This window comes from Conexibacter sp. JCM 18997 (genome assembly GCF_055391915.1).
Genome location: NZ_AP043885.1, coordinates 3,536,077 through 3,553,583 on the forward strand (window position 1 = coordinate 3,536,077; position 17,507 = coordinate 3,553,583).

A 17,507-nucleotide genomic window follows, 5' to 3' on the forward strand; every position below is an offset into this window, starting at 1 on the left:
TCTCCGATGTGTGTGGGGGCCGAGCAGCGCCCGGGCCGTGCCCGGGCGAAGTCGGCACCCTCCCAGTCAGCGCCGCCCACGGTTATCGACATGTGGTCGAGACGTTGCTGTTCCGTATACGCCCTCGTGTCGAACGGCGTTCAAGAACCCGCTACAGCGCGGACTCCACGACCTCGCGCAGGCTGCGAGGCGGCCGGCCGGCCAGCTGCTGCACGGCGTCGGTCTGCTGGTCGAGGAAGCCCTCGCGGATCGCCGTGCCGAACGAGGCGATCACCGTGGCGGCCTCCGGCGGCAGCCCGGCGCCCTCCAGACCGGCGACCAGCGCGGCGTCGTCGACCTGGACGACCGCGACCGGCCGGCCGCCCAGGTCGCCGGCCAGCGCGGCGCGGTCGGCGGCGGTTAGCAGCTCGGTGCCGGTGATCTCGAAGGCGACGTTGTCGACCCCCTCGTCGGCCAGCAACGCGCCCGCCGCGGCCGCGGCGCAATCGGCCCGGCTGACGTAGGTGGTCGCGCCGTCGCCCTGGTTGGTGACGAGCTCGCCCGAGGCGATCGCGTGCTGGATGTTGGGCACGTCGAACTCGGCGTACATCGCGTTGCGCAGGGCGGTCCAGGCCACGCCGCTGGCGGCCAGCGCCTCCTCGGTGCCGCGGTGGTCGGGCGCCACCGCGACCGGGTTCTCGGGCACGGGGTTGCCGGCCGACGTGTAGACGATGCGCTGGACGCCCGCGGCCGCGGCCGCCGTGATCGCCGCGCGCTGACCGTCCAGCCGGCTGCCGACCACGTCGGTGGAGATCAGCAGCAGGCGGTCGACGCCGGCGAAGGCGGCGGCGAGGGTGTCGGGCTGGGAGAAGTCCCCGTGGCGCACGTCGGCGCCGACGCCGGCCAGCGCGTCGGGCGAGCGGGTGATGAGCACGAGGTCGGACGCGGCGACGCCGCCGTCCAGCAGCTCCTGGGTGACGAGGCGACCGAGGTGGCCGGACGCACCGGTGATGGCGAAGGTGGTCATGACCGGAAATCGTAGCCGATCCGGTTGCAGTTATAGGATCGGTGGTCGATGACCCGCCCGACCAACACCCAGTTCGCCGTCGCCGCCCACGTGCTCGTGCTGATCGTCACCGCGGACGGGCGTCCGGTCAGCTCCGAGGAGATGGCCCGCAGCGTGCAGGCCAGCCCGGTCTACCTGCGGCGCGTGCTCGGCCGCCTGCGCGACGCGGGCCTGGTGTCGTCGCGGCCCGGACCGCACGGCGGGTGGCTGCTGACCCGCGCCGCGGCGGACCTGACGCTGGGCGACGTGTGGCGCGCGGTGCACGGCGACGAGCCGGTGCTGGGCCTGCATGGGCCGGCGGAGGCGTGCCCCGTGGGCGCGCGCATCGGCGGGCTGATGACCGGCGTCCAGAACCGCATCACCCAGGCGATTGAGGACGAGCTCGATCGCACGACGCTAGAAGATGCCGTACTCGCGAACCAGCGGTAGGAGCGGACCCTCGAAGAGCACGGCGAGCAGGCCGTTCTGCAGCTCGTCGGCGTGGCGACGGGCGGTCCGGAACGCGCGGTTGGTGTCGCCCTGCTCGCGCGTCAGACCCGCCAGCTCGGCGCGCACCTCGTCGTCGGTGAGCATCCCCAGCCAGCGGTCGTAGGCGCCCAGGGTGCGCACCCCCGCGTCGGGGTCGAACTCGAGGAACACCTCGGCCAGGCGGTCGGTCGCCGGCTGGTCCAACTGGCGGCGCAGCTCGGGGGCGATCGCGTCGGCCCGCAGGCGATGGCAGAGCAGCAGCGGCAGCAGCCCGCCGGCGAACAGCACCTTGCGGTTGAGGCGCAGCTTCAGGTTGCGCAGCGCGCCCTTCTCGCCGCCGCCGGCCCGCTCCTTGCCCACGAAGTCGACGGCCACCGTGCGCCAGTAGCGGATCACGTCGTTGAGGAAGAAGCGCGGCGGGCGGTGGTCCTTGACGTCGCCCTGCAGGTAGCCGTCGAGCACCAGGTCGCGCGCGGCCCGGTGCGCGTCCTCCCCGGCCACCGCGACCGACTCGAGCATCAGCAGCATCCGGCGGGTGAGGTTGCGGTTGGTGTCCTCGTCCAGGCCGATGCGCCCGGCCAGCTCGCCGGCGAAGCTGATCTCGCCGAACGTGCCGGTCTGCCCCGGCCGCCGCCCCAGCGCGGCGTCGACGGCCGCGGCGTCGGGCGCCACGCCGTCGCGGTGCGCGCCGGCCACCAGGATCAGCCAGTCGTCGTCGCTGCCCGGCGTCAGCTCGTGCCGGCCCCAGGAGCCGAACAGCACCACGGCCGCGTCGCGATCGCGCGGCACGCCGGCCAGCCGCTCGCGCGCCGCGGCCAGCGCGACATCGGTGCGCTCTCGCGCGGCCAGCAGGTGCGGGAAGCCGTCCAGGCTGCGCACGGCCAGCTCCTCCAGGGGAGTCGCCACGCGCGGCAGGATCGCCGATCGCCGCGGCGATCAGCGACAGCGGCGTTGCAGCGTCAGCCGTGCAGGGGTGCTTCGAGGATCCACGGCACGTCGCGGCAGCGGCGCAGGACGGGCGTCCAGGCGGACTCGTCGGCGGCCGTCAGCGGCTCGTGGTGGCAGTCCTCGTCCAGCGAGGAGACGTGCAGATGGCGCAGGCGACCGGCGAAGCGGTCCAGCAGCTCGTGCGCCTCGTCCATCGACGCGTCGATCGCGGCGGCGTGGGCGATGTCGAAGCAGAAGCCGGCCTCGGGCAGCGCCACGAACAGGCCTTCGAGCTCGTCGGCGGTGCGCCCGGCCAGCTTGCGCGGGTCCATGTTCTCGACGACGGCCAGCGCGCCCAGGCGGCGGTACGCGCCGATGTCCTCGATCACGTCGGGGTGGATGACGACGGAGTCGATCCAGGCCGGCAGCCCGTCCAGCAGCGCGTCGACCAGCTCGGCATCGCTCATGCGCAGGTGCTTGGTCGGCGCGTGCACCGAGACGTAGCGGAAGGGCAGCGGCGGCGCCCCGTCCAGGAAGGCCAGCAGGCCCGGCAGCTCGGTCTCCGACAGCGCCGCCAGCTCGACCGCGAACGACGAGGTCTCCAGCGCCGAGGCGACCAAGGCCTCCCAGTCGCCGCGCTGCTGCGCCATGTAGCCCGTCGATGCGCCGAGCGGATGATGCTGGGCGACGGGGCCGCGTTCGAGGAGTTGCAGGGGGACCATCGGGACGCAGGACCCTAGTACCCGCCTCGGACGAACCGGCGGCCTTGTTCCCGCTCTCAGCGGCGATTCGTTCCGAAGGCCGCGACGTCCTCGAAGGCGTCGGCCACCAGCCGCGGCCACACCACCGAAGCCCGGTACTGCTCGGCCTTGCGCCGCCCCCGCACGCGCACGCGCTGGTAGGCGCCGGGGTGGCGCGCGACGGTCCGCAGCATCGACAGCAGCTCGTCGGGCTCGGAGAACTCCAGGTAGTCGATGCCCGGCTCCAGCCCGTGCGTGGGCGACAGCGTCTCGCTGACCACCAGATGCCCCGCGGCCAGGTGCAGGCAGACCCGGTTCTCGAAGGACGGGTAGGGCTCGTTGTGCACGTTGATGGCCACGTCCACCGTGCGCATCAGCTCGTCCAGCTCGGCCCCGTGCAGCCCGAAGGCGACGTGCAGGATGTCGAGCTCGTGCTTGGGGTGGCGCAGGAACGCCTCGCGGTGCGGGGTCGAGCGCCCGACGAAGGCCAGGCGGGGCGCGCCGTCCCCGCCGCTGGCGCTCGCGTAGAAGCGATCGGCCACCGGGATGGGCAGCGCCCGCCACACCGGCAGGATCGCGTCGGCGGTCTCGACGATCATCGGGTCGAAGGCCACGGTGCGATCCCAGGAGCCCGGGTCCGCCTTGCGCAGGTCCTCGCGCCGGCGGCGCAGGTCGATGTGCGTCTTGCGCCCGCTGTCGCGCGGGATCGGCTCGGTCAGGAAGCCGATCGTCAGCGCCTTCAGGCCGTCGAACGCGCCCGCCGGGACGATCTCCGGACGGAACACGACGACGGCGTGCGGGGCGAAGCGATCCAGCGCGGCGCGCATCGCCTCGGCGTCGGCGCCCTCGCGGAAGTCGACGTACGTCGTGCGCACGCGCGCGGACCGCTCGTCCAGCGCGCAGGCCTCGAAGTACGTCTGCTGTCCCACGAAGGCCAGGCGCAGCGGTTCGCCGAAGCGGGGCGTCATCGCGAGCGGAGGGTACGCTCCACGGCGCCATGGCCGACTGGCAAGAGCGCATCACGCGCGACACGAAGCCCTCGATCCGCGTCGAGCACGACCTGCGGTACGCCGCCGCCGTGCCGCTGGTGATCGGCGCCCCGACCTGGGTCGACCTGGGCTGCGGTGCCGGCGTGGCCGCCGCCGACGCGCTCGGCGACGAGCAGCTCGGCCGCGTCGTGCTGGTCGACGCCGACGCCGACGCGCTCGACCAGGCCGGGCGCGACCTGCGCGCCCGCGACACCGTCCGCGTGCAGGCCGACCTGGCCACCGACCAGGGCGTGGCCGCCGTGCGCGCCGCCCTCGGAGACACCGCCGGCACGATCACCTGCTTCGAGGTGATCGAGCACCTGCCGACGTTCGTCCCGCTGATCGGCGCGCTGATCGAGCTGGCCGAGCAGGGCTGGAGCGTCGTGCTCAGCGTCCCCAACGACGCCTTCTGGGCGCTGGAGAACCCCTACCACGAGACGATGTGGGGCGAGGGCGCGTTCGAGGAGCTGCGCCGGCTGCTGCCCGAGAACGCGGTCGTCGCCCAGCAGATCCCGCTGGACGGCTCGCACCTCGTCGTCGGCGACGGCGTCCCGCTGGCGCTGCCGCCCGTCACGCCGCGCCCCGACGCGGTGCCCTCCCACTTCCTGGCCGCGTTCGGCCCGCGCGGCGGCGAGCTCGTCGCCCGCGCCCTGGCCATCCCCTCCGACCTCGACGGGCAGCGCACCTGGGAGCGGCAGCGCGAGTCCACGCTGGCCGTGCTCGAGGCCGAGCTGGAGGAGCTGCGCGCCAACGTCAAGTGGTCCTCGGAGGAGATCGCGCGCCTCAACGCCCAGCTGAAGCCGTCTTGAACGTCGCGTTCCTCGTCAACGACCTGCAGCTCTCCGGGGGCGTGGGGGTCGTCGTCGAGCACGCGCGGCAGCTGGCCGGACACGGGATCACCGCACACCTGGTGCTGGCCCGCGAGCAGGAGGACCCGGACTGGCGCTTCCGCGGGCTGGGCGAGGTCGAGGTGCTGTCGCTGGGGCAGGCGCGCGAGCGCCGCTTCGACGTCGCGCTGAGCACCTGGTGGGAGACGAGCGCGGTCCTGTTCGACCTCGACGCCGACCACCGCGCGGCGTTCGTGCAGTCGCTCGAGGACCGCTTCTACCGCCGCGACGAGCCCCAGCGGCTGGGCGCGGCGCTGGCCCAGGACCTGCCTGTGCACGTGATCACCGAGGCGCGCTGGATCGCCCAGACCTTGGAGGAGCTGCGGGGTGACCAGCGGGTGCTGCTCGTGCGCAACGGGATCGCCAAGGACGTGTTCGTCTCCCCGCCCGGCCTCGACGTGCGCCGCGGCGAGCCGCTGCGGATCGTCATCGAGGGCAACCCGCACGTGTGGTTCAAGGGCGTCGGCGAGGCGCTGGGCGCCGTGCGCGCGATGTCCCAGCCCCGGCACGTGACGCTGGTCACCGGTGTCCGCGACGTCGACACGACGGGCGCCGACGAGGTCGTCGGCCCGCTCAGCCACGAGCAGATGGCGGCGCTGTACGCGCGCAGCGACGTGGTGCTGAAGCTTTCGCGCGTGGAAGGCATGTTCGGCCCGCCGCTGGAGGGCTTCCACATGGGCGCGACCTGCGTGGTCACCGCGGTGACCGGCCACGAGGAGTACGTCGAGCACGGCGTCAACGGCCTGGTCGTCGACTGGGACGACCCGCGCGGCACGTCGCGGGCGCTGGACCTGCTCGCCGCCGACCGCGCGCTGCTGCACCGGCTGCGCCTGGGCGCGCTGGCCACCGCGCGGGCCTGGCCGTCGTGGGAGCAGTCGGGCACGGTGATGGCCGCCGCGCTGCGCGAGCTGGTGCGCCGCCCCCAGCCCGACTCCGCGCCCGCGCTGGCCAACGCGCTGGGCACCGTGCGCGCCGCCGTCGAGGCGCAGGCGCTCGTGGTCAGCCAGCGCGACAAGCTGCGCTACCGCGTGGCGCCGCTGGAGCGCCTGGACGCGATCGTCGAGCGCGCGCCGCTGCGCTGGGTGCTGGCCCCGCTGCGCAAGGTGTGGCGAAGGGTGCGCCCGTCGTGATCCGCGGCGCTGCCCGCCGGGTGCTGGGCCGCGGCGACGGCGGCCCACTGCGCGTGACCGCGCCGCCTGCGCTGTTGGAGGTCGCGCACGAGGGGATCGTGCCGCTGGGCAGCGCGAACCTGTTGGCCGAGCGGCTGCGCATCGCCGTCGTCGTGCCCCAGTTCCGTCGCGGCAGCGGCGGCCACTCGACGATCCTGCACCTGCTGCGCGGCCTGGCCGCCCGCGGGCATTCGTGCTCGGTGTGGATCGAGGACTCCGACGGCACGCACCACGGCCAGGAGCCGCAGCAGGTCGAGGCGCTGTTTCGCGAGTGGTTCGGCGCGAGCGCGATCGACGTGCACGCGACGTTCGAAGCCTGGAGCGGCGCCGACGTCGTGCTGGCCACCGGCTGGCAGACCGTCCATCGGGTCCTGCGGCTGGCCAACGCGGGCGCCCGCGGGTACCTCGTCCAGGACCACGAGCCCGAGTTCTACGGGACGTCGGCCGAGCGCGTGTGGGCCGAGGAGACCTACCGGCTGGGGCTCCCGTGCATCGCCGCGTCGCCCTGGCTGGCGGGCCTGCTGCGCGAGCGCTACGGCGCGCGCGCCGACGCGTTCGACCTCGGCGTCGACCACGCCGTCTACGCGCCCGTGGCCGATGTCGAGCGCCGGGCCGACACCGTCGCCCTGTACGCGCGCGCCGTCACCGCGCGCCGGGCGGTGCCGCTCGGCCTGCTCGCGCTGCGCGAGCTGCGCCGCCAGCGCCCCCGCACGCGCATCGTCCTGTACGGCGAGGCGCGCCCGATCGACGCGGGCTTCGACGCCGAGCAGCCCGGCGTGCTCGACGGCCCGCAGCTGGCCGAGCTGTACGCCGAGGCGACGGTCGGCGTCGTGCTGTCGATGACCAACCCGTCGCTGGTGCCGCTGGAGATGCTGGCCTGCGGGCTGCCGGTCGTCGATCTGGCCTCCGATGCGATGCGCGGCACGTTCGGCGCGGACGGGCCGATCGCCCTGGCGCCGTTCGATCCGATCGCGCTGGCCCAGGCGATCGCCGGCCTGCTCGACGACGACGCCGAGCGCGACCGCCGGGCCGCCGCGGGCCTGGCCCTGGCCGGCACGCGCACCTGGCCCCAGGCCTCCGCGCAGCTCGAGGCGGCGATCCGCGGCTGGGCCGCATGAGCGAGCTCGTCGCTCTGCCCGAGCGAGGCCGCATCTTCGGCGGGGAGGCGCGCGGGCGCCTGGGCGACGTGACCGCCGCCGGGCGCGTGCGCACCGACGCGCTCGTGCGCTGGCTGCAGGACGTGGCCTACGACGACGTCAGCGACGCCGGCCTGGCCGACGCCGGCTCCTGGGTGGTGCGCCGCACGCGCCTGGTCGTCGAGCGGTTTCCGCGCTTCGACGAGCCCGTCACGCTGCAGACCTTCTGCTCGGGCACCGGCCCGCGCTGGGCCCAGCGGCGCACGTCGCTGACGGGCGCGGGCGGCGCGCGCGTGGAGGCCGACGCGCTGTGGATCTTCCTGGACTGGGAGACGCTCATGCCCGCCCGCTTGGACGACCGCTTCGACGCGGTCTACGGCGAGGCCGCGGCCGGCCGGCGGGCCGAGCGCGCCCGCCTGCAGCACGGCTCGCCGCCCGCCGACGCGGCCCAGTCCGACTGGCGCTTCCGCGCCGCCGACGTGGACCTGGCCGACCACGTCAACAACGCGGCCTACTGGGAGATCCTCGAGGAGCGTCTCGGCGAGGTGGACGTGCTCGACGCGACGGCCGAGTACCGCGACGCCGCTCAGCCGGGCCCGGCGCGCGTCGCCCAGACCGACGACACGCTGTGGGTGATGAGCGGCGATGGCGTGATCCACGCGTCGATCAGCGCCCCCGCGTGCACGCCATCCCGCTGACGCCCCCGCTCAGGCCGCCGCCGCCTCGGCCAGCAGCTCCGGCGTGGCCTCGATCCGCGGCGAGACGACCGCCAGGACGACGTTGACCGCCGCGAACGCCGCCGCCACCAGCATCCCCCGCTGGAACGCGCCGGTCAGGCTGTCGGCCTGCGCGGAGATCGTGGTGACGATCGCCAGCCCGAGCGCACCGCCGATCTGGTAGCCGGCGCTGACCAGGCCGGACGCGGCGCCCGCCTCGTCATGGCGCACGTCGGCGATCGCGCCGATCTGGGCGGCCACGCCGATCCCCATGATCCCGACGCCGAAGACGACGATCCCGGGCAGGATCTCCAGCGCGTAGGAGCCGGTCGCGTCGGCCTGGGCCAGCAGCACCAGCCCGGCCACGCTGAGCAGCGCGCCGACCAGCTGCACCGGTCGCGTGCCCACGCGGGTGACGAACTGCGAGGCGACGGTCGCCCCGATCACCGCGGCGAAGCCCATGGGCAGGAAGTGCAGGCCGGCCTGGAGGGCCGAGTCGCCGCGCGCCTGCTGCAGGAAGATCGCCGTCAGGAAGAACATCGCGATGAACGCGCCGCCGTTGAGGGCCAGCGCCGCGCTGGAGGACCGCAGGCCGCGCGAGCGGAACAGCCGCAGCGGCACGAGCGGGGCCGTGGCCCGTGACTCGACCCACAGGAACGCGCTGAGCAGGCCGACGGCGGCGACCAGGCAGGCGATCACCTCGGCCGAGCCGAAGCCCAGCGGCTCGGAGCGGATCACGCCGTAGACCAGCGCCAGCAGCCCGGTCGTGCCGAGCACGGCGCCGGGGATGTCGAAGTCGCGCGCGGCGCCGTCGACCCGGCTCTCGCGCACGATCAGCGGCGTGGCGATCAGCGTCGCGATGGCGATCGGGACGTTGACGAAGAAGATCGACTCCCAGCCCAGCCAGTCGACGAGCACGCCGCCGGCGATGACGCCGAGCGTGCCGCCCAGCCCGGCCAGCGCACCCCACACGCCCATGGCGATGTTGCGGTCGCGCCCGTGGGCGAAGGTGACGGTGAGGATCGACAGCGCGGCGGGCGACAGCAGCGCGCCGCCGAAGCCCTGCGCGGCCCGCGCGGCGACGAGCATGCCGGGGCTGGTGGCCAGGCCGGCGACGAGCGAGGCAGCGCCGAACAGCGCCAGCCCGATGAAGAAGACCCGCCGTCGACCGAGCAGGTCAGCGGCGCGGCCGCCGAGCAGCAGGAACCCGCCGAAGGCCAGCGCGTAGGCGGAGATGACCCACTGCAGGCCGTCGGCGCTGAAGCCCAGCGCGGAGCGGATGTCGGGCAGCGCGACGTTCACGATCGTCACGTCGAGCACCACCATGAACTGCGCCAATGCCAGGACGGCGAGGGTGGCCCAGCGGCTCGTTCGCATTTGCATTCACCTTCCGAAACGTTTGTCGGTTGAACGATTCGGTCGGAAATGTAACAACAGTCTCGATATGATTCAACTCGTGAACGATTCTCCCACGGGTAGGCTGCTGCCCATGCACGAGGGCGAGTTCTGCATCCCGCGTGGTGCCGAGACGCGCACCGCCCTGCTGCTGTCGCGCGCCGGCGGCTTCCTGATCGACCGCGCCGACGACGCGCTCGCCCCCGCCGGCCTCGACGGGCGCACCTACTCGATCCTCTCGATCCTCGACGTCGACGGACCGGGCTCCCAGCTCGAGCTGGCGCGCCTGCTGGGCAAGGCCCCCGCGCTCGTCGTCACCGCCGTCGACACGCTCGAGGCCGAGGGCCTGGTCGAGCGCACCCGCGACCCCGCCGACCGCCGCCGCTCCCGCGTGATGCTGACCAAGGCGGGCGAGCGCACGCTGGCCAAGGCCGACAAGCTGGCCGAACAGGTCGTCGCCGAGCTGTTCGAGGGGCTCGACGAGGCCGAGCTGGCCCAACTGCACGACCTGCTGATGCGCGGCCTCGGCGTTGCCGGCCGCACCGGCTCGGCGCTGGCCGGCTAGCTCGCCGCTGGCAATTCGGATCGTCATCGTGATTTGGGAAAGCCCTAGCCGTGGCTAGCGCTGGTGCTAGCCACCGCTAGCACCGCCCGCTGACGAGACATCGATCGCGTTCCGGCTAGCGTTGCCCGCGATGCCCGCGATCGTCGTCGCCGTGTGCCTGGACCGGCTGGCCCCGGCCCTGCCCGAGGCGTTGGCCGCCGTCGGCCGTGAGGTCGCCGAGCCGATCATCGCGGCGGCCGGGCTGACCGCCGCCGAGATCGTCGCGGTGCGCCAGATGACCGCGCGCACCGTGCCCGGTGCGCAGGTCGTCGAGGCCGAGCCCGGGATCGCGCAGGCGCGCAACGCTGCGCTGGCCGCGGCCGGGGACGCCGAGGTCCTCGTGCTGCTCGACGACGACGTCGCCCTGAGCACGGGCTGGCGGGCCCGCGTCCAGGCCGCCTGGGACGCCGCCCCAGACCACCGCGCCGTGCTCGGTGGCCCGATCGCGCTGCGCTTCGACGCGCCGCGTCCCCGCTGGCTGGCCGACGGGCTGCTGCCCACGCTGGCCCCGCTGGACTACGGCACCGAGGCGCTGGAGCTGGATCCCGGCCAACGCACGCTGCGCGGCGGCAACATCGGCTTTCGCACCGCCGCGCTGCGCGCCGCCGGCGGCTTCTGGCCCTCGCTGGCCGGGGAGCGCGACTGGTTCTCCGTCGAGCATCTGGCCCAGCGCGAGCTCGGCGCCGCCGGCTGGTCGATCGAGTACCGCCCCGAGCTGACCGTCGAGCGGATCGTCCGCGTGGGCGCGCTGAAGCCGCGCGAGCTGGCCACGCAGCGGCTGCGCTACGGCGGGCGGGCGCAACTGGTCGGCACCAAGCGCGACATCGGTGGCGCGCTCAAGGCCGCGGCGACCGGGATCGCCGGCGCGGGCGCCGCGCTGGTCCAGGGCGACGTGGCGACGGCGTCCGATCGCGCCGGCCGCGCGGTCGAGAACGCGGGCGCGATCGCGGCGCCCCTGGTCGCCCACCGTGGCCTGCAGCCGACGGCGCCCTCGACGCCGTTCCGGCCCTCGGTGCCCGAGCCCCAGCGTGCGCTGAAGCTCCCGTCCCTGCGCCGCGAGGACGAGGGCCCGCGCGGCACCGCGCTGCTCTATCACCGGGTCGCCGACGTCGAGCACGACCCGCTCGGCCTGGCCGTCTCCCCGGCCAACTTCGCCTCGCACATCGACGCGCTGCGCGACCGCATCGTCCCGCTGGAGCAGCTCGCCTCGGGCGACTTCCCCGACGGCGCCGTGGCCATCACCTTCGACGACGGCTACGCCGACAACCTGCCCGCGCTGCGCGGGATCGACGTGCCGGTGACCGTGTTCATCTCCACCGGCCACGTCGAGGAGGGCCGCACGTTCTGGTGGGACGAGCTCGCCCGGCTGCTGGCCACCGCGACCGCGTCGGCCCCGCTCACCGTCGCGCTGGACGACGACGTGCGCACCTGGCCCGCGCGCGACGCGGCCGGCCGCGAGCTGGCCCGGCGCGGCCTGCACGCCTGGCTGCAGGTGCGCAGCGTCGCCGACATCGAGCGCGCGCTCGCGCAGGTGCGCGCGTGGGCCGACGCACCCGCCGGCGAGGATCCACGCCCGCTGACGCTGGCCGAGCTGCGCGAGCTGGCCCAGCACGTGACGATCGGCGCCCACGGCCGCAACCACCTGTCGCTGCGCTGGTTGCCCGCCGCGGAGCAGCGCGCGGAGATGGAGCGCTCGCGCGGCGAGCTCGCCCGGTGGGTCGGCTCGACGCCGTCCGCGTTCTCCTATCCGTTCGGCGTGCCCGGCCGCGATGTAAGCGACCTGACAATCGGGATCGCCCGCGACGCGGGGTTCGCCTGCGCGGTGGTCAACGACGAGCGTTCGATCGCGGTCGCGGTCGACAACCTGGCGCTTCCCCGCTCGGTCGCTCGCGATGCCGCTGGAGCAACAATTGCTTCGCAATTAGCGCAGATTTCACCTGCGACGAACGTCCACAAACGCTTTTAGCGTTCGAGAGATCACGCTACACCGGGCATTCGGCTGGCCCGGGGGGCGAGAAGTTCGCCCGCCCCACCTAGGGCCAGCAGACATCACCAACCTCCCCTGAGGAGCTCCTCGAATGCTGGCTTCACCCACCCGTTCTCGGGCGGTTCCTGCACGCGCTCTTGCTGTCGTCGCCGTCACGTTGGCCTGCGCCGGACCTGCGCACGCCGCGGGCGACCTCCATGTTCACCTCGGCGCGCTGCCCGACGGCACCCCGACCGCCGTCGGGCCATGGACAGGCCTGACGGAGAACGCCCCTGGCGGCACCGGGTCGTTCGGCGTCGTCATGGGCGCGGTGTCCGAGGGGTGGACCCGGACCGCGACGTTGTCGGCACCGGCGCACCTGTCGTTCGCCTCGGCCACCGCGCAGCGCCACTACGACCTGCCGGCCGGTGCCAACCACTCACAGCCGCAGGCGGTGACCACCTGGGAGAACCGCGGGCATCCGTATGCCGGCACCACGATCTACGGCGGGTACCCGGGCGACGCCGGCAGCGGCTCGGTGTCCGCCGGAAACCCGACGGCGCTGTCGGTCCGCGTCGGCTGCGTCAACTTCGACGGCGTTGCCGGGTCGTGCACCCCCAGCGCCTACTACATCGACCGCCTCGACCTCGTGCTCCACGACGACGACGCGCCCTCGGTGACCGGCTCGATGACCGGCGACCTGCTCGATGGCTCATGGCAGACCGGCAACGCGGCGTCGTTGAGCGTCAACGCCTCAGATCTCGGCTCCGGCGTCTACCGCGCCTTCATCCGCGAGGGCGGTCAGACCTGGTACGCGGCCGCCGACCCCGCCGCGACGCGCTGTCGTGACGCTCGGCCCGGCAACGCCAGCGCCTACGACTTCGTGTCGTCCGCGCTCACGCTCGTGCCCTGCCAGACCAACCCGGCGACCTACGTGCCGAGCTTCGACCTGACCCAGCTCGGCGACGGCAGCCATCTCGTGTCGCTCGGGATCGAGGACGCCGGCGGCAACGAGCGCACCGTGCTGACCAACCGGACGCTGCGGGTCAACGGCACCGGCGGGGCGCTCGGCGACCCCGGCGGGGCGTGCGGTGGCGGCACCTACGACGAGGCGGGCGTGTGCCAGGTGGCCGCCGCGGGCGGTGGCGGTGGCGGAGGAGGAGGCGGTGGCGGGGCCGGCGGGGCGGGTGGCGTCACGCCCGTGCCCGCCAGCGCGGTCTCGACACCGGTCGCTCCCGTCGTCGCGACGCCGGTCGCGGTGACGCCTGCAGCCGACGAGCGGCGAGGCAACGGCACCGGCGCCAGCGCTGCCGCTTCGCTGAGCCTGCGCGTCAACGGGGCGCCGACCCGGCGGGTGAGCGTCGCCTACGGCGAGACCGTCGTCGTCACCGGCCAGCTGGCCGGCCGCGGTGGCGCGCCGATCGCCGGCGCCAGCGTCGGCGTGAGTGCCGTCAACGGCAAGGCGAGCACGCCGCAGGCTCCGGTCGTCACCGGTGCTGATGGCGCGTTTCGCGCGGTCATCGCTCCCGGCGCGTCGCGCACGATCCGCTTCAGCTACCGCGCGTTCGCCGACGACGGAGACGACGCCGACACGGCCGAGCTGGAGATCGGCGTGCGCGCGGTGGCGCACCTGCAGGCCTCGCCGCGGGCCCTGCGCAACGGCGACTCGGTGGCGTTCCGCGGCCGCGTCGAGAGCGCGCCGGCCGGTTCGCGCAAGGTCGTCGAGCTGCAGGTCTACCAGGACGACCACTGGCTGACGTTCGCGACGACACGCCTGCACGGAGGCCGCTTCGGCTACCGCTACCGGTTCACCCGCACCACCCGCTCGACGCGGTACGTCTTCCGCACGGTCGTGCGCACCGACGCCGGCTGGCCCTACGAGACGGGCACGTCCAACCGCGTCAGCGTGCAGGTGCGGCCATGACCCGCCTGTACGCGCTGGCCGCCACCCTCGGGGCCCTGGCGCTGGCCGCGGCGCCCGCCGCGGCCGCCCCCGGCCGCTACACCCAGTACCTCGTCTCGATGCCCGACGGAACCCCGACACCCGCCGGGCCGTGGGCGAGCACCGACGGCGGATGGAGCAGCGGCACGCTCAGCGGAGGGCCGCTGGAGATGGTCCTGCCGACGGGAGTCGGCGACGGCTGGAGTCGCAGCGCAACGCTGGCACGTCCGCCGGGACTGACATTCGCTTCGGCATGGGTCGACCGGGCGTTCGACGCACCGGCCGGGACCGCGATCTATCAACCGCAGATCTTCACGAGCTGGGAGTACCGCGGCGACGTCGATGCGATCCCCGGCTACACCGGCGAGTCCGGCGACGGGGCGCTCACGATCAACAATCCCTCGACGCTGAGCGTCACCGTGCGCTGCAGCCAGACGATCGGCGGCAGCGACCCGGACCCGCGCTGCGTCCCGGACAGCTGGTGGCGGATGCGCCGCCTGGAGCTCACGATCGGCGACACAACCGCCCCGACGGCCGCGCTCGACGGCACGGGCGGCGCGCTGCTGGACGGCACCTGGCAGACCCTGGGCAGCGAGGTCGCCGCCGTCCGTGGCGCCGACACCGGCGCCGGCGTCTACCGCTTCTTCCTGCGCGACGGCGCCACGACGACCTACGCGCTCGCCGATCCGGCCAGCGCAACCTGCCGCGACGCTCGACCCGGTATCGGCTCGGCGTACGAGTTCACCGCGACGACGACGTCGCTCGTGCCCTGCGGCACCGGTGATCGTGCGTACGCGCCGGAGTTCTCGCTGGCTGCGCTGGGCGACGGCGTTCATCCGGGGCTGACGCTCGGCGTCGAGGACGCTGGCGGCCGCGAGACCGTGATCGATCCGGCGCTGACCCTGCGGGTCAACGCGCCCGGCGGCACGCTCGCCGATCCGGGCACGGCGTGCGCCAACGGAGTTCACGACGAGTCGGGCACGTGCATCGCGCGTGCGCCTGCCAACACGATCACGCCGACGCTGACGGGGACGCCCACGACCTTCGGCGCGCTGTCGACGGACACCGGCACGTGGAACGACGTCGTCGGCGCGACGTACGCGTATGCGTGGGAGCTCTGCGACGTCGCCGGGCTGGCCTGCGTGCCGATCGCCGGCGAGAACGGCTCCACCCTGACCCTCACGGTGGCGATGGCCGACCACACCGTGCGCTCGGTGGTCAGCGCGACGACCAACGGCGGCACGGTCGTGGCTCGGTCGGCCCCGTCCTACGCGATCGCCGGCACGGGCCTCGGCGGCGGAGCGGGTGGCGCCGGCGGCCTACGCGACGTGATCGCCCAGGCCGCCACCGGCGGCGGGGTGGGTGGTGGCGCGGCGGTCCGGTTGACGGAGGACGAGCTCCCCACACCCACCGTGCTGCTCGTCCACCGGGTCAACGGCCGCAACGGCGAGAGCACCGCGCGTGTCGCGGCCGCTCTGCGGGCCGACTCGATCGCCGGCCGCCTGACCACCGCGACGGGCGAGCCGATCGCCGACGCCCAGCTCGACGTGATGGTCCATGCGGCCGTCCGGGGAGCGAAGGGCGAGATCGCCGGCGCGGTCCAGACCGACGATGACGGTCGCTTCACCTTCCGGCCCCCGCCGGGCGGAGCACGGATCTTCACGTTCGGCTACCGCGAGCACCTGTCCGACGCCACCTACGTCCACTGGGCCAGCGTCCCGATCGCCGCGGCGACGACCTCGCCGACCCTGACGATCGACCGCACCAGGGTCACCAACGGCCAGTCCGTCCTGTTCCGCGGAACGGCGTCCACCGACGTCGAGCTCCAGGTCCAAGTCGGCAGCCGCTGGAAGACGATCGCCACACCGCGCCTGCGCAACGGCGCCTTCAGCCACCGCTACCGGTTCACCCGAACCCTCCAGAGCCAGACCTACCGCTTCCGCACCCTGACGCAAAGCGGCCCCTCAACCACCCAATCCGTGCGCGTCACCGCCAAGGAGGCCCGATGAAGCGCCTGACCACCGCCACCCTCCTAGCCCTCCTCGCGGTGCCAGCCACCGCCTGGGCCGGAGCCGAAGGCCCGGGAACCCCACAGGCCACCGCCGCCAACGCCACGTTCCTCGCGAACGCACCCGCACCCCCAGCAGGCGGAGGTGTCTGCGTCATCGACTCAGGCGTGGACACGGACACGGACCTAGGTCCAGCGCTCGTGAGTCGGGTCGCACAGATCGGCGGTGTCTCAGGCGATCCGGGGGACGCGGGATCAGTCAGTGACACAGGCGACGCGCTGCCCAAGCACGGCACCTACGTCGCCGGCGTGGTCGCCAGCCAGCCCGACGGCATCGGCACGAGTGGCATCTGGCCCGCGGCAAAGATCTACTCGAGTCGTGTCTTCGCTGGCGCCGCAACAACGACGGTGAACGACTACATCCGGGCGATGGCGTGGTGCTCGAACCAAGCAGGCGTGAAAGTGATCAACCTGTCGTTGTCGGGCCTAGGTGCGACAACGATCGCTCAGCGAGACAGTCTGAACGACAAGATCACCGAGGTACTGGGAGCGCCCTACTTCATCAATGTCGTCGCCGCCGCTGGGAACAACGGCTCGGCGACAACGGTTGGTTATCCGGCGAGCGCGAACGGGGTGTTTGCGGTCGGCGCGACGAACTCAAGCGGCGTGATCGCACCCTTCTCCAACCGTGGCGCCGGGCTCGACATCTCGACCCTTGGCGTCGACGTCTGCATCACGACCAGTCGAGGCACCCGCCTCGCGAGTGGCGATGGCACGTCCTATGCAGCACCGCTAGTGAGTGCCTCACTGGCCGCGCTGCGCTCGTACGATCCGGCGCTCTCGCCTGCTCACGCCGAGCAACTGTTGCTCGACGGTGCGGATATCGTCAATGGCTTCAGGGTCCTTAACGTCGCGAACGCTTTCTTGGCTGACCCAGCAGTTGCTGGCATGGTGGCCGGGGCGCCGCATAGCGGGATCGATGCACAGGCCGCCAGTCGATGTGAAGCGGCCTCGGCGGCTCCGGTCGGCGCGGGCGGTTCAGCGGCGACGGCGGCGAAGCACGACGCTCAACCGGTATCGGACCCGATCGAGATGCAGGCCCCTCCGGTCGCAGCCCCGATCATGGATGTTCCGACCGTCTCCGCCCCAGTCGGTGCGTCTCGGTTGCGGAGGCCGACTCTTCGATCGCTCTCGATGAAAAATGGGGTTCTGACCGTGCGGATTTCGGGCCGCCAGGGTGGCGAGCTAGCGATCTACCGCATCGACAGGAAGACGTACATCCGTGCAACCTCGGTGTTGCAGATCAGGCTGGCGTCGAAGCGCTGGAGAGCGGTCCAAGTGCGCCTCTTGCGGCCAGGAGTGGGTGTGTCACCGTCGCTGACCGTTCGGGCAGAACGCGAGTTCTAGACACTCAGACGATCCCTATAGTCAGAATTAAAGTCGCCAAGTCCCGCACCGATAGCTAGATCGCCGACT

General features: G+C 73.4%; 15 protein-coding genes. 10 read left to right on the forward strand and 5 right to left on the reverse strand.

Annotated elements, in window-relative coordinates:
• Positions 1–151: 151 nt before the first annotated feature.
• A complete protein-coding gene (locus tag ACZ5UI_RS17860; RefSeq protein ID WP_464189352.1) occupies positions 152–1,006 on the reverse strand; it encodes an NAD(P)H-binding protein in 855 nt (284 codons plus the stop codon).
• Between the two features lie 48 nt (positions 1,007–1,054).
• Between ACZ5UI_RS17860 and ACZ5UI_RS17865 the strand changes: the two genes are divergently transcribed.
• The gene (locus tag ACZ5UI_RS17865) at positions 1,055–1,474 is read left to right on the forward strand and encodes an Rrf2 family transcriptional regulator (protein ID WP_464189354.1); all 420 of its coding nucleotides are present in this window, start codon (positions 1,055–1,057) and stop codon (positions 1,472–1,474) included.
• On the opposite strand, the gene ACZ5UI_RS17870 is transcribed toward ACZ5UI_RS17865, so the two are convergent.
• From ACZ5UI_RS17870 to ACZ5UI_RS17880, 3 genes are read right to left on the reverse strand one after another with little or no spacing between them, the layout of a single operon-like run.
• The gene (locus ACZ5UI_RS17870; protein WP_464189356.1) at positions 1,442–2,419 is read right to left on the reverse strand and encodes a hypothetical protein; all 978 of its coding nucleotides are present in this window, start codon (positions 2,417–2,419) and stop codon (positions 1,442–1,444) included. The two genes, ACZ5UI_RS17865 and ACZ5UI_RS17870, sit on opposite strands and share 33 nt — an antisense overlap.
• 53 nt (positions 2,420–2,472) lie before the next feature.
• Positions 2,473–3,162, reverse strand: coding sequence for a hypothetical protein (locus tag ACZ5UI_RS17875; RefSeq protein WP_464189358.1), 690 nt, complete (start codon positions 3,160–3,162; stop codon positions 2,473–2,475).
• Between the two features lie 56 nt (positions 3,163–3,218).
• Positions 3,219–4,148, reverse strand: coding sequence for a CgeB family protein (locus ACZ5UI_RS17880; RefSeq protein WP_464189360.1), 930 nt, complete (start codon positions 4,146–4,148; stop codon positions 3,219–3,221).
• Positions 4,149–4,177: 29 nt separating this feature from the next.
• Here ACZ5UI_RS17880 and ACZ5UI_RS17885 point away from each other — a divergent pair, with 29 nt between their 5' ends.
• The 4 genes from ACZ5UI_RS17885 to ACZ5UI_RS17900 are packed head-to-tail and all read left to right on the forward strand — an operon-like array spanning position 4,178 to position 8,098.
• Complete coding sequence (locus tag ACZ5UI_RS17885) at positions 4,178–5,017, forward strand: methyltransferase domain-containing protein (RefSeq protein WP_464189362.1); 840 nt, start codon at positions 4,178–4,180, stop codon at positions 5,015–5,017.
• The gene (locus ACZ5UI_RS17890) at positions 5,014–6,225 is read left to right on the forward strand and encodes a glycosyltransferase family 4 protein (RefSeq protein WP_464189364.1); all 1,212 of its coding nucleotides are present in this window, start codon (positions 5,014–5,016) and stop codon (positions 6,223–6,225) included. The genes ACZ5UI_RS17885 and ACZ5UI_RS17890 overlap by 4 nt, the downstream gene beginning before the upstream one ends.
• Positions 6,222–7,382 carry a glycosyltransferase family 4 protein gene (locus ACZ5UI_RS17895; protein ID WP_464189365.1) on the forward strand — a complete coding sequence of 387 codons (1,161 nt, stop codon included), beginning with the start codon at positions 6,222–6,224 and terminating at the stop codon, positions 7,380–7,382. The genes ACZ5UI_RS17890 and ACZ5UI_RS17895 overlap by 4 nt, the downstream gene beginning before the upstream one ends.
• Positions 7,379–8,098 (forward strand): acyl-ACP thioesterase domain-containing protein, encoded by a 720-nt coding sequence (locus ACZ5UI_RS17900; protein WP_464189368.1) that lies wholly within the window; start codon positions 7,379–7,381, stop codon positions 8,096–8,098. The genes ACZ5UI_RS17895 and ACZ5UI_RS17900 overlap by 4 nt, the downstream gene beginning before the upstream one ends.
• 9 nt (positions 8,099–8,107) lie before the next feature.
• On the opposite strand, the gene ACZ5UI_RS17905 is transcribed toward ACZ5UI_RS17900, so the two are convergent.
• Positions 8,108–9,493: an MFS transporter gene (locus ACZ5UI_RS17905; protein ID WP_464189370.1), complete on the reverse strand. Its 1,386-nt coding sequence runs from the start codon at positions 9,491–9,493 to the stop codon at positions 8,108–8,110.
• Positions 9,494–9,605: 112 nt separating this feature from the next.
• Here ACZ5UI_RS17905 and ACZ5UI_RS17910 point away from each other — a divergent pair, with 112 nt between their 5' ends.
• The 5 genes from ACZ5UI_RS17910 (at position 9,606) to ACZ5UI_RS17930 (ending at position 17,438) form a co-directional block, all read left to right on the forward strand.
• Positions 9,606–10,076 carry a MarR family winged helix-turn-helix transcriptional regulator gene (locus ACZ5UI_RS17910; RefSeq protein ID WP_464189372.1) on the forward strand — a complete coding sequence of 157 codons (471 nt, stop codon included), beginning with the start codon at positions 9,606–9,608 and terminating at the stop codon, positions 10,074–10,076.
• A gap of 130 nt (positions 10,077–10,206) precedes the next feature.
• Positions 10,207–12,081 (forward strand): polysaccharide deacetylase family protein, encoded by a 1,875-nt coding sequence (locus ACZ5UI_RS17915; RefSeq protein ID WP_464189375.1) that lies wholly within the window; start codon positions 10,207–10,209, stop codon positions 12,079–12,081.
• A 331-nt stretch (positions 12,082–12,412) separates the two neighbouring features.
• A complete protein-coding gene (locus ACZ5UI_RS17920) occupies positions 12,413–14,005 on the forward strand; it encodes a hypothetical protein (protein ID WP_464189377.1) in 1,593 nt (530 codons plus the stop codon).
• Positions 14,002–16,032 (forward strand): hypothetical protein, encoded by a 2,031-nt coding sequence (locus ACZ5UI_RS17925; protein ID WP_464189379.1) that lies wholly within the window; start codon positions 14,002–14,004, stop codon positions 16,030–16,032. The genes ACZ5UI_RS17920 and ACZ5UI_RS17925 overlap by 4 nt, the downstream gene beginning before the upstream one ends.
• The gene (locus tag ACZ5UI_RS17930; RefSeq protein ID WP_464189382.1) at positions 16,029–17,438 is read left to right on the forward strand and encodes a S8 family peptidase; all 1,410 of its coding nucleotides are present in this window, start codon (positions 16,029–16,031) and stop codon (positions 17,436–17,438) included. The genes ACZ5UI_RS17925 and ACZ5UI_RS17930 overlap by 4 nt, the downstream gene beginning before the upstream one ends.
• The last annotated feature ends 69 nt before the right edge of the window (positions 17,439–17,507 follow it).

Coding starts and splice junctions, on each gene's coding strand:
- ACZ5UI_RS17860 (WP_464189352.1), bottom strand. CDS start 1,006: ATGACCACCTTCGCCATCACCGGTGCGTCCGGCCACCTCGGTCGCCTC.
- ACZ5UI_RS17865 (WP_464189354.1), top strand. CDS start 1,055: ATGACCCGCCCGACCAACACCCAGTTCGCCGTCGCCGCCCACGTGCTC.
- ACZ5UI_RS17875 (WP_464189358.1), bottom strand. CDS start 3,162: ATGGTCCCCCTGCAACTCCTCGAACGCGGCCCCGTCGCCCAGCATCAT.
- ACZ5UI_RS17880 (WP_464189360.1), bottom strand. CDS start 4,148: ATGACGCCCCGCTTCGGCGAACCGCTGCGCCTGGCCTTCGTGGGACAG.
- ACZ5UI_RS17885 (WP_464189362.1), top strand. CDS start 4,178: ATGGCCGACTGGCAAGAGCGCATCACGCGCGACACGAAGCCCTCGATC.
- ACZ5UI_RS17900 (WP_464189368.1), top strand. CDS start 7,379: ATGAGCGAGCTCGTCGCTCTGCCCGAGCGAGGCCGCATCTTCGGCGGG.
- ACZ5UI_RS17905 (WP_464189370.1), bottom strand. CDS start 9,493: ATGCGAACGAGCCGCTGGGCCACCCTCGCCGTCCTGGCATTGGCGCAG.
- ACZ5UI_RS17910 (WP_464189372.1), top strand. CDS start 9,606: ATGCACGAGGGCGAGTTCTGCATCCCGCGTGGTGCCGAGACGCGCACC.
- ACZ5UI_RS17915 (WP_464189375.1), top strand. CDS start 10,207: ATGCCCGCGATCGTCGTCGCCGTGTGCCTGGACCGGCTGGCCCCGGCC.
- ACZ5UI_RS17925 (WP_464189379.1), top strand. CDS start 14,002: ATGACCCGCCTGTACGCGCTGGCCGCCACCCTCGGGGCCCTGGCGCTG.
- ACZ5UI_RS17930 (WP_464189382.1), top strand. CDS start 16,029: ATGAAGCGCCTGACCACCGCCACCCTCCTAGCCCTCCTCGCGGTGCCA.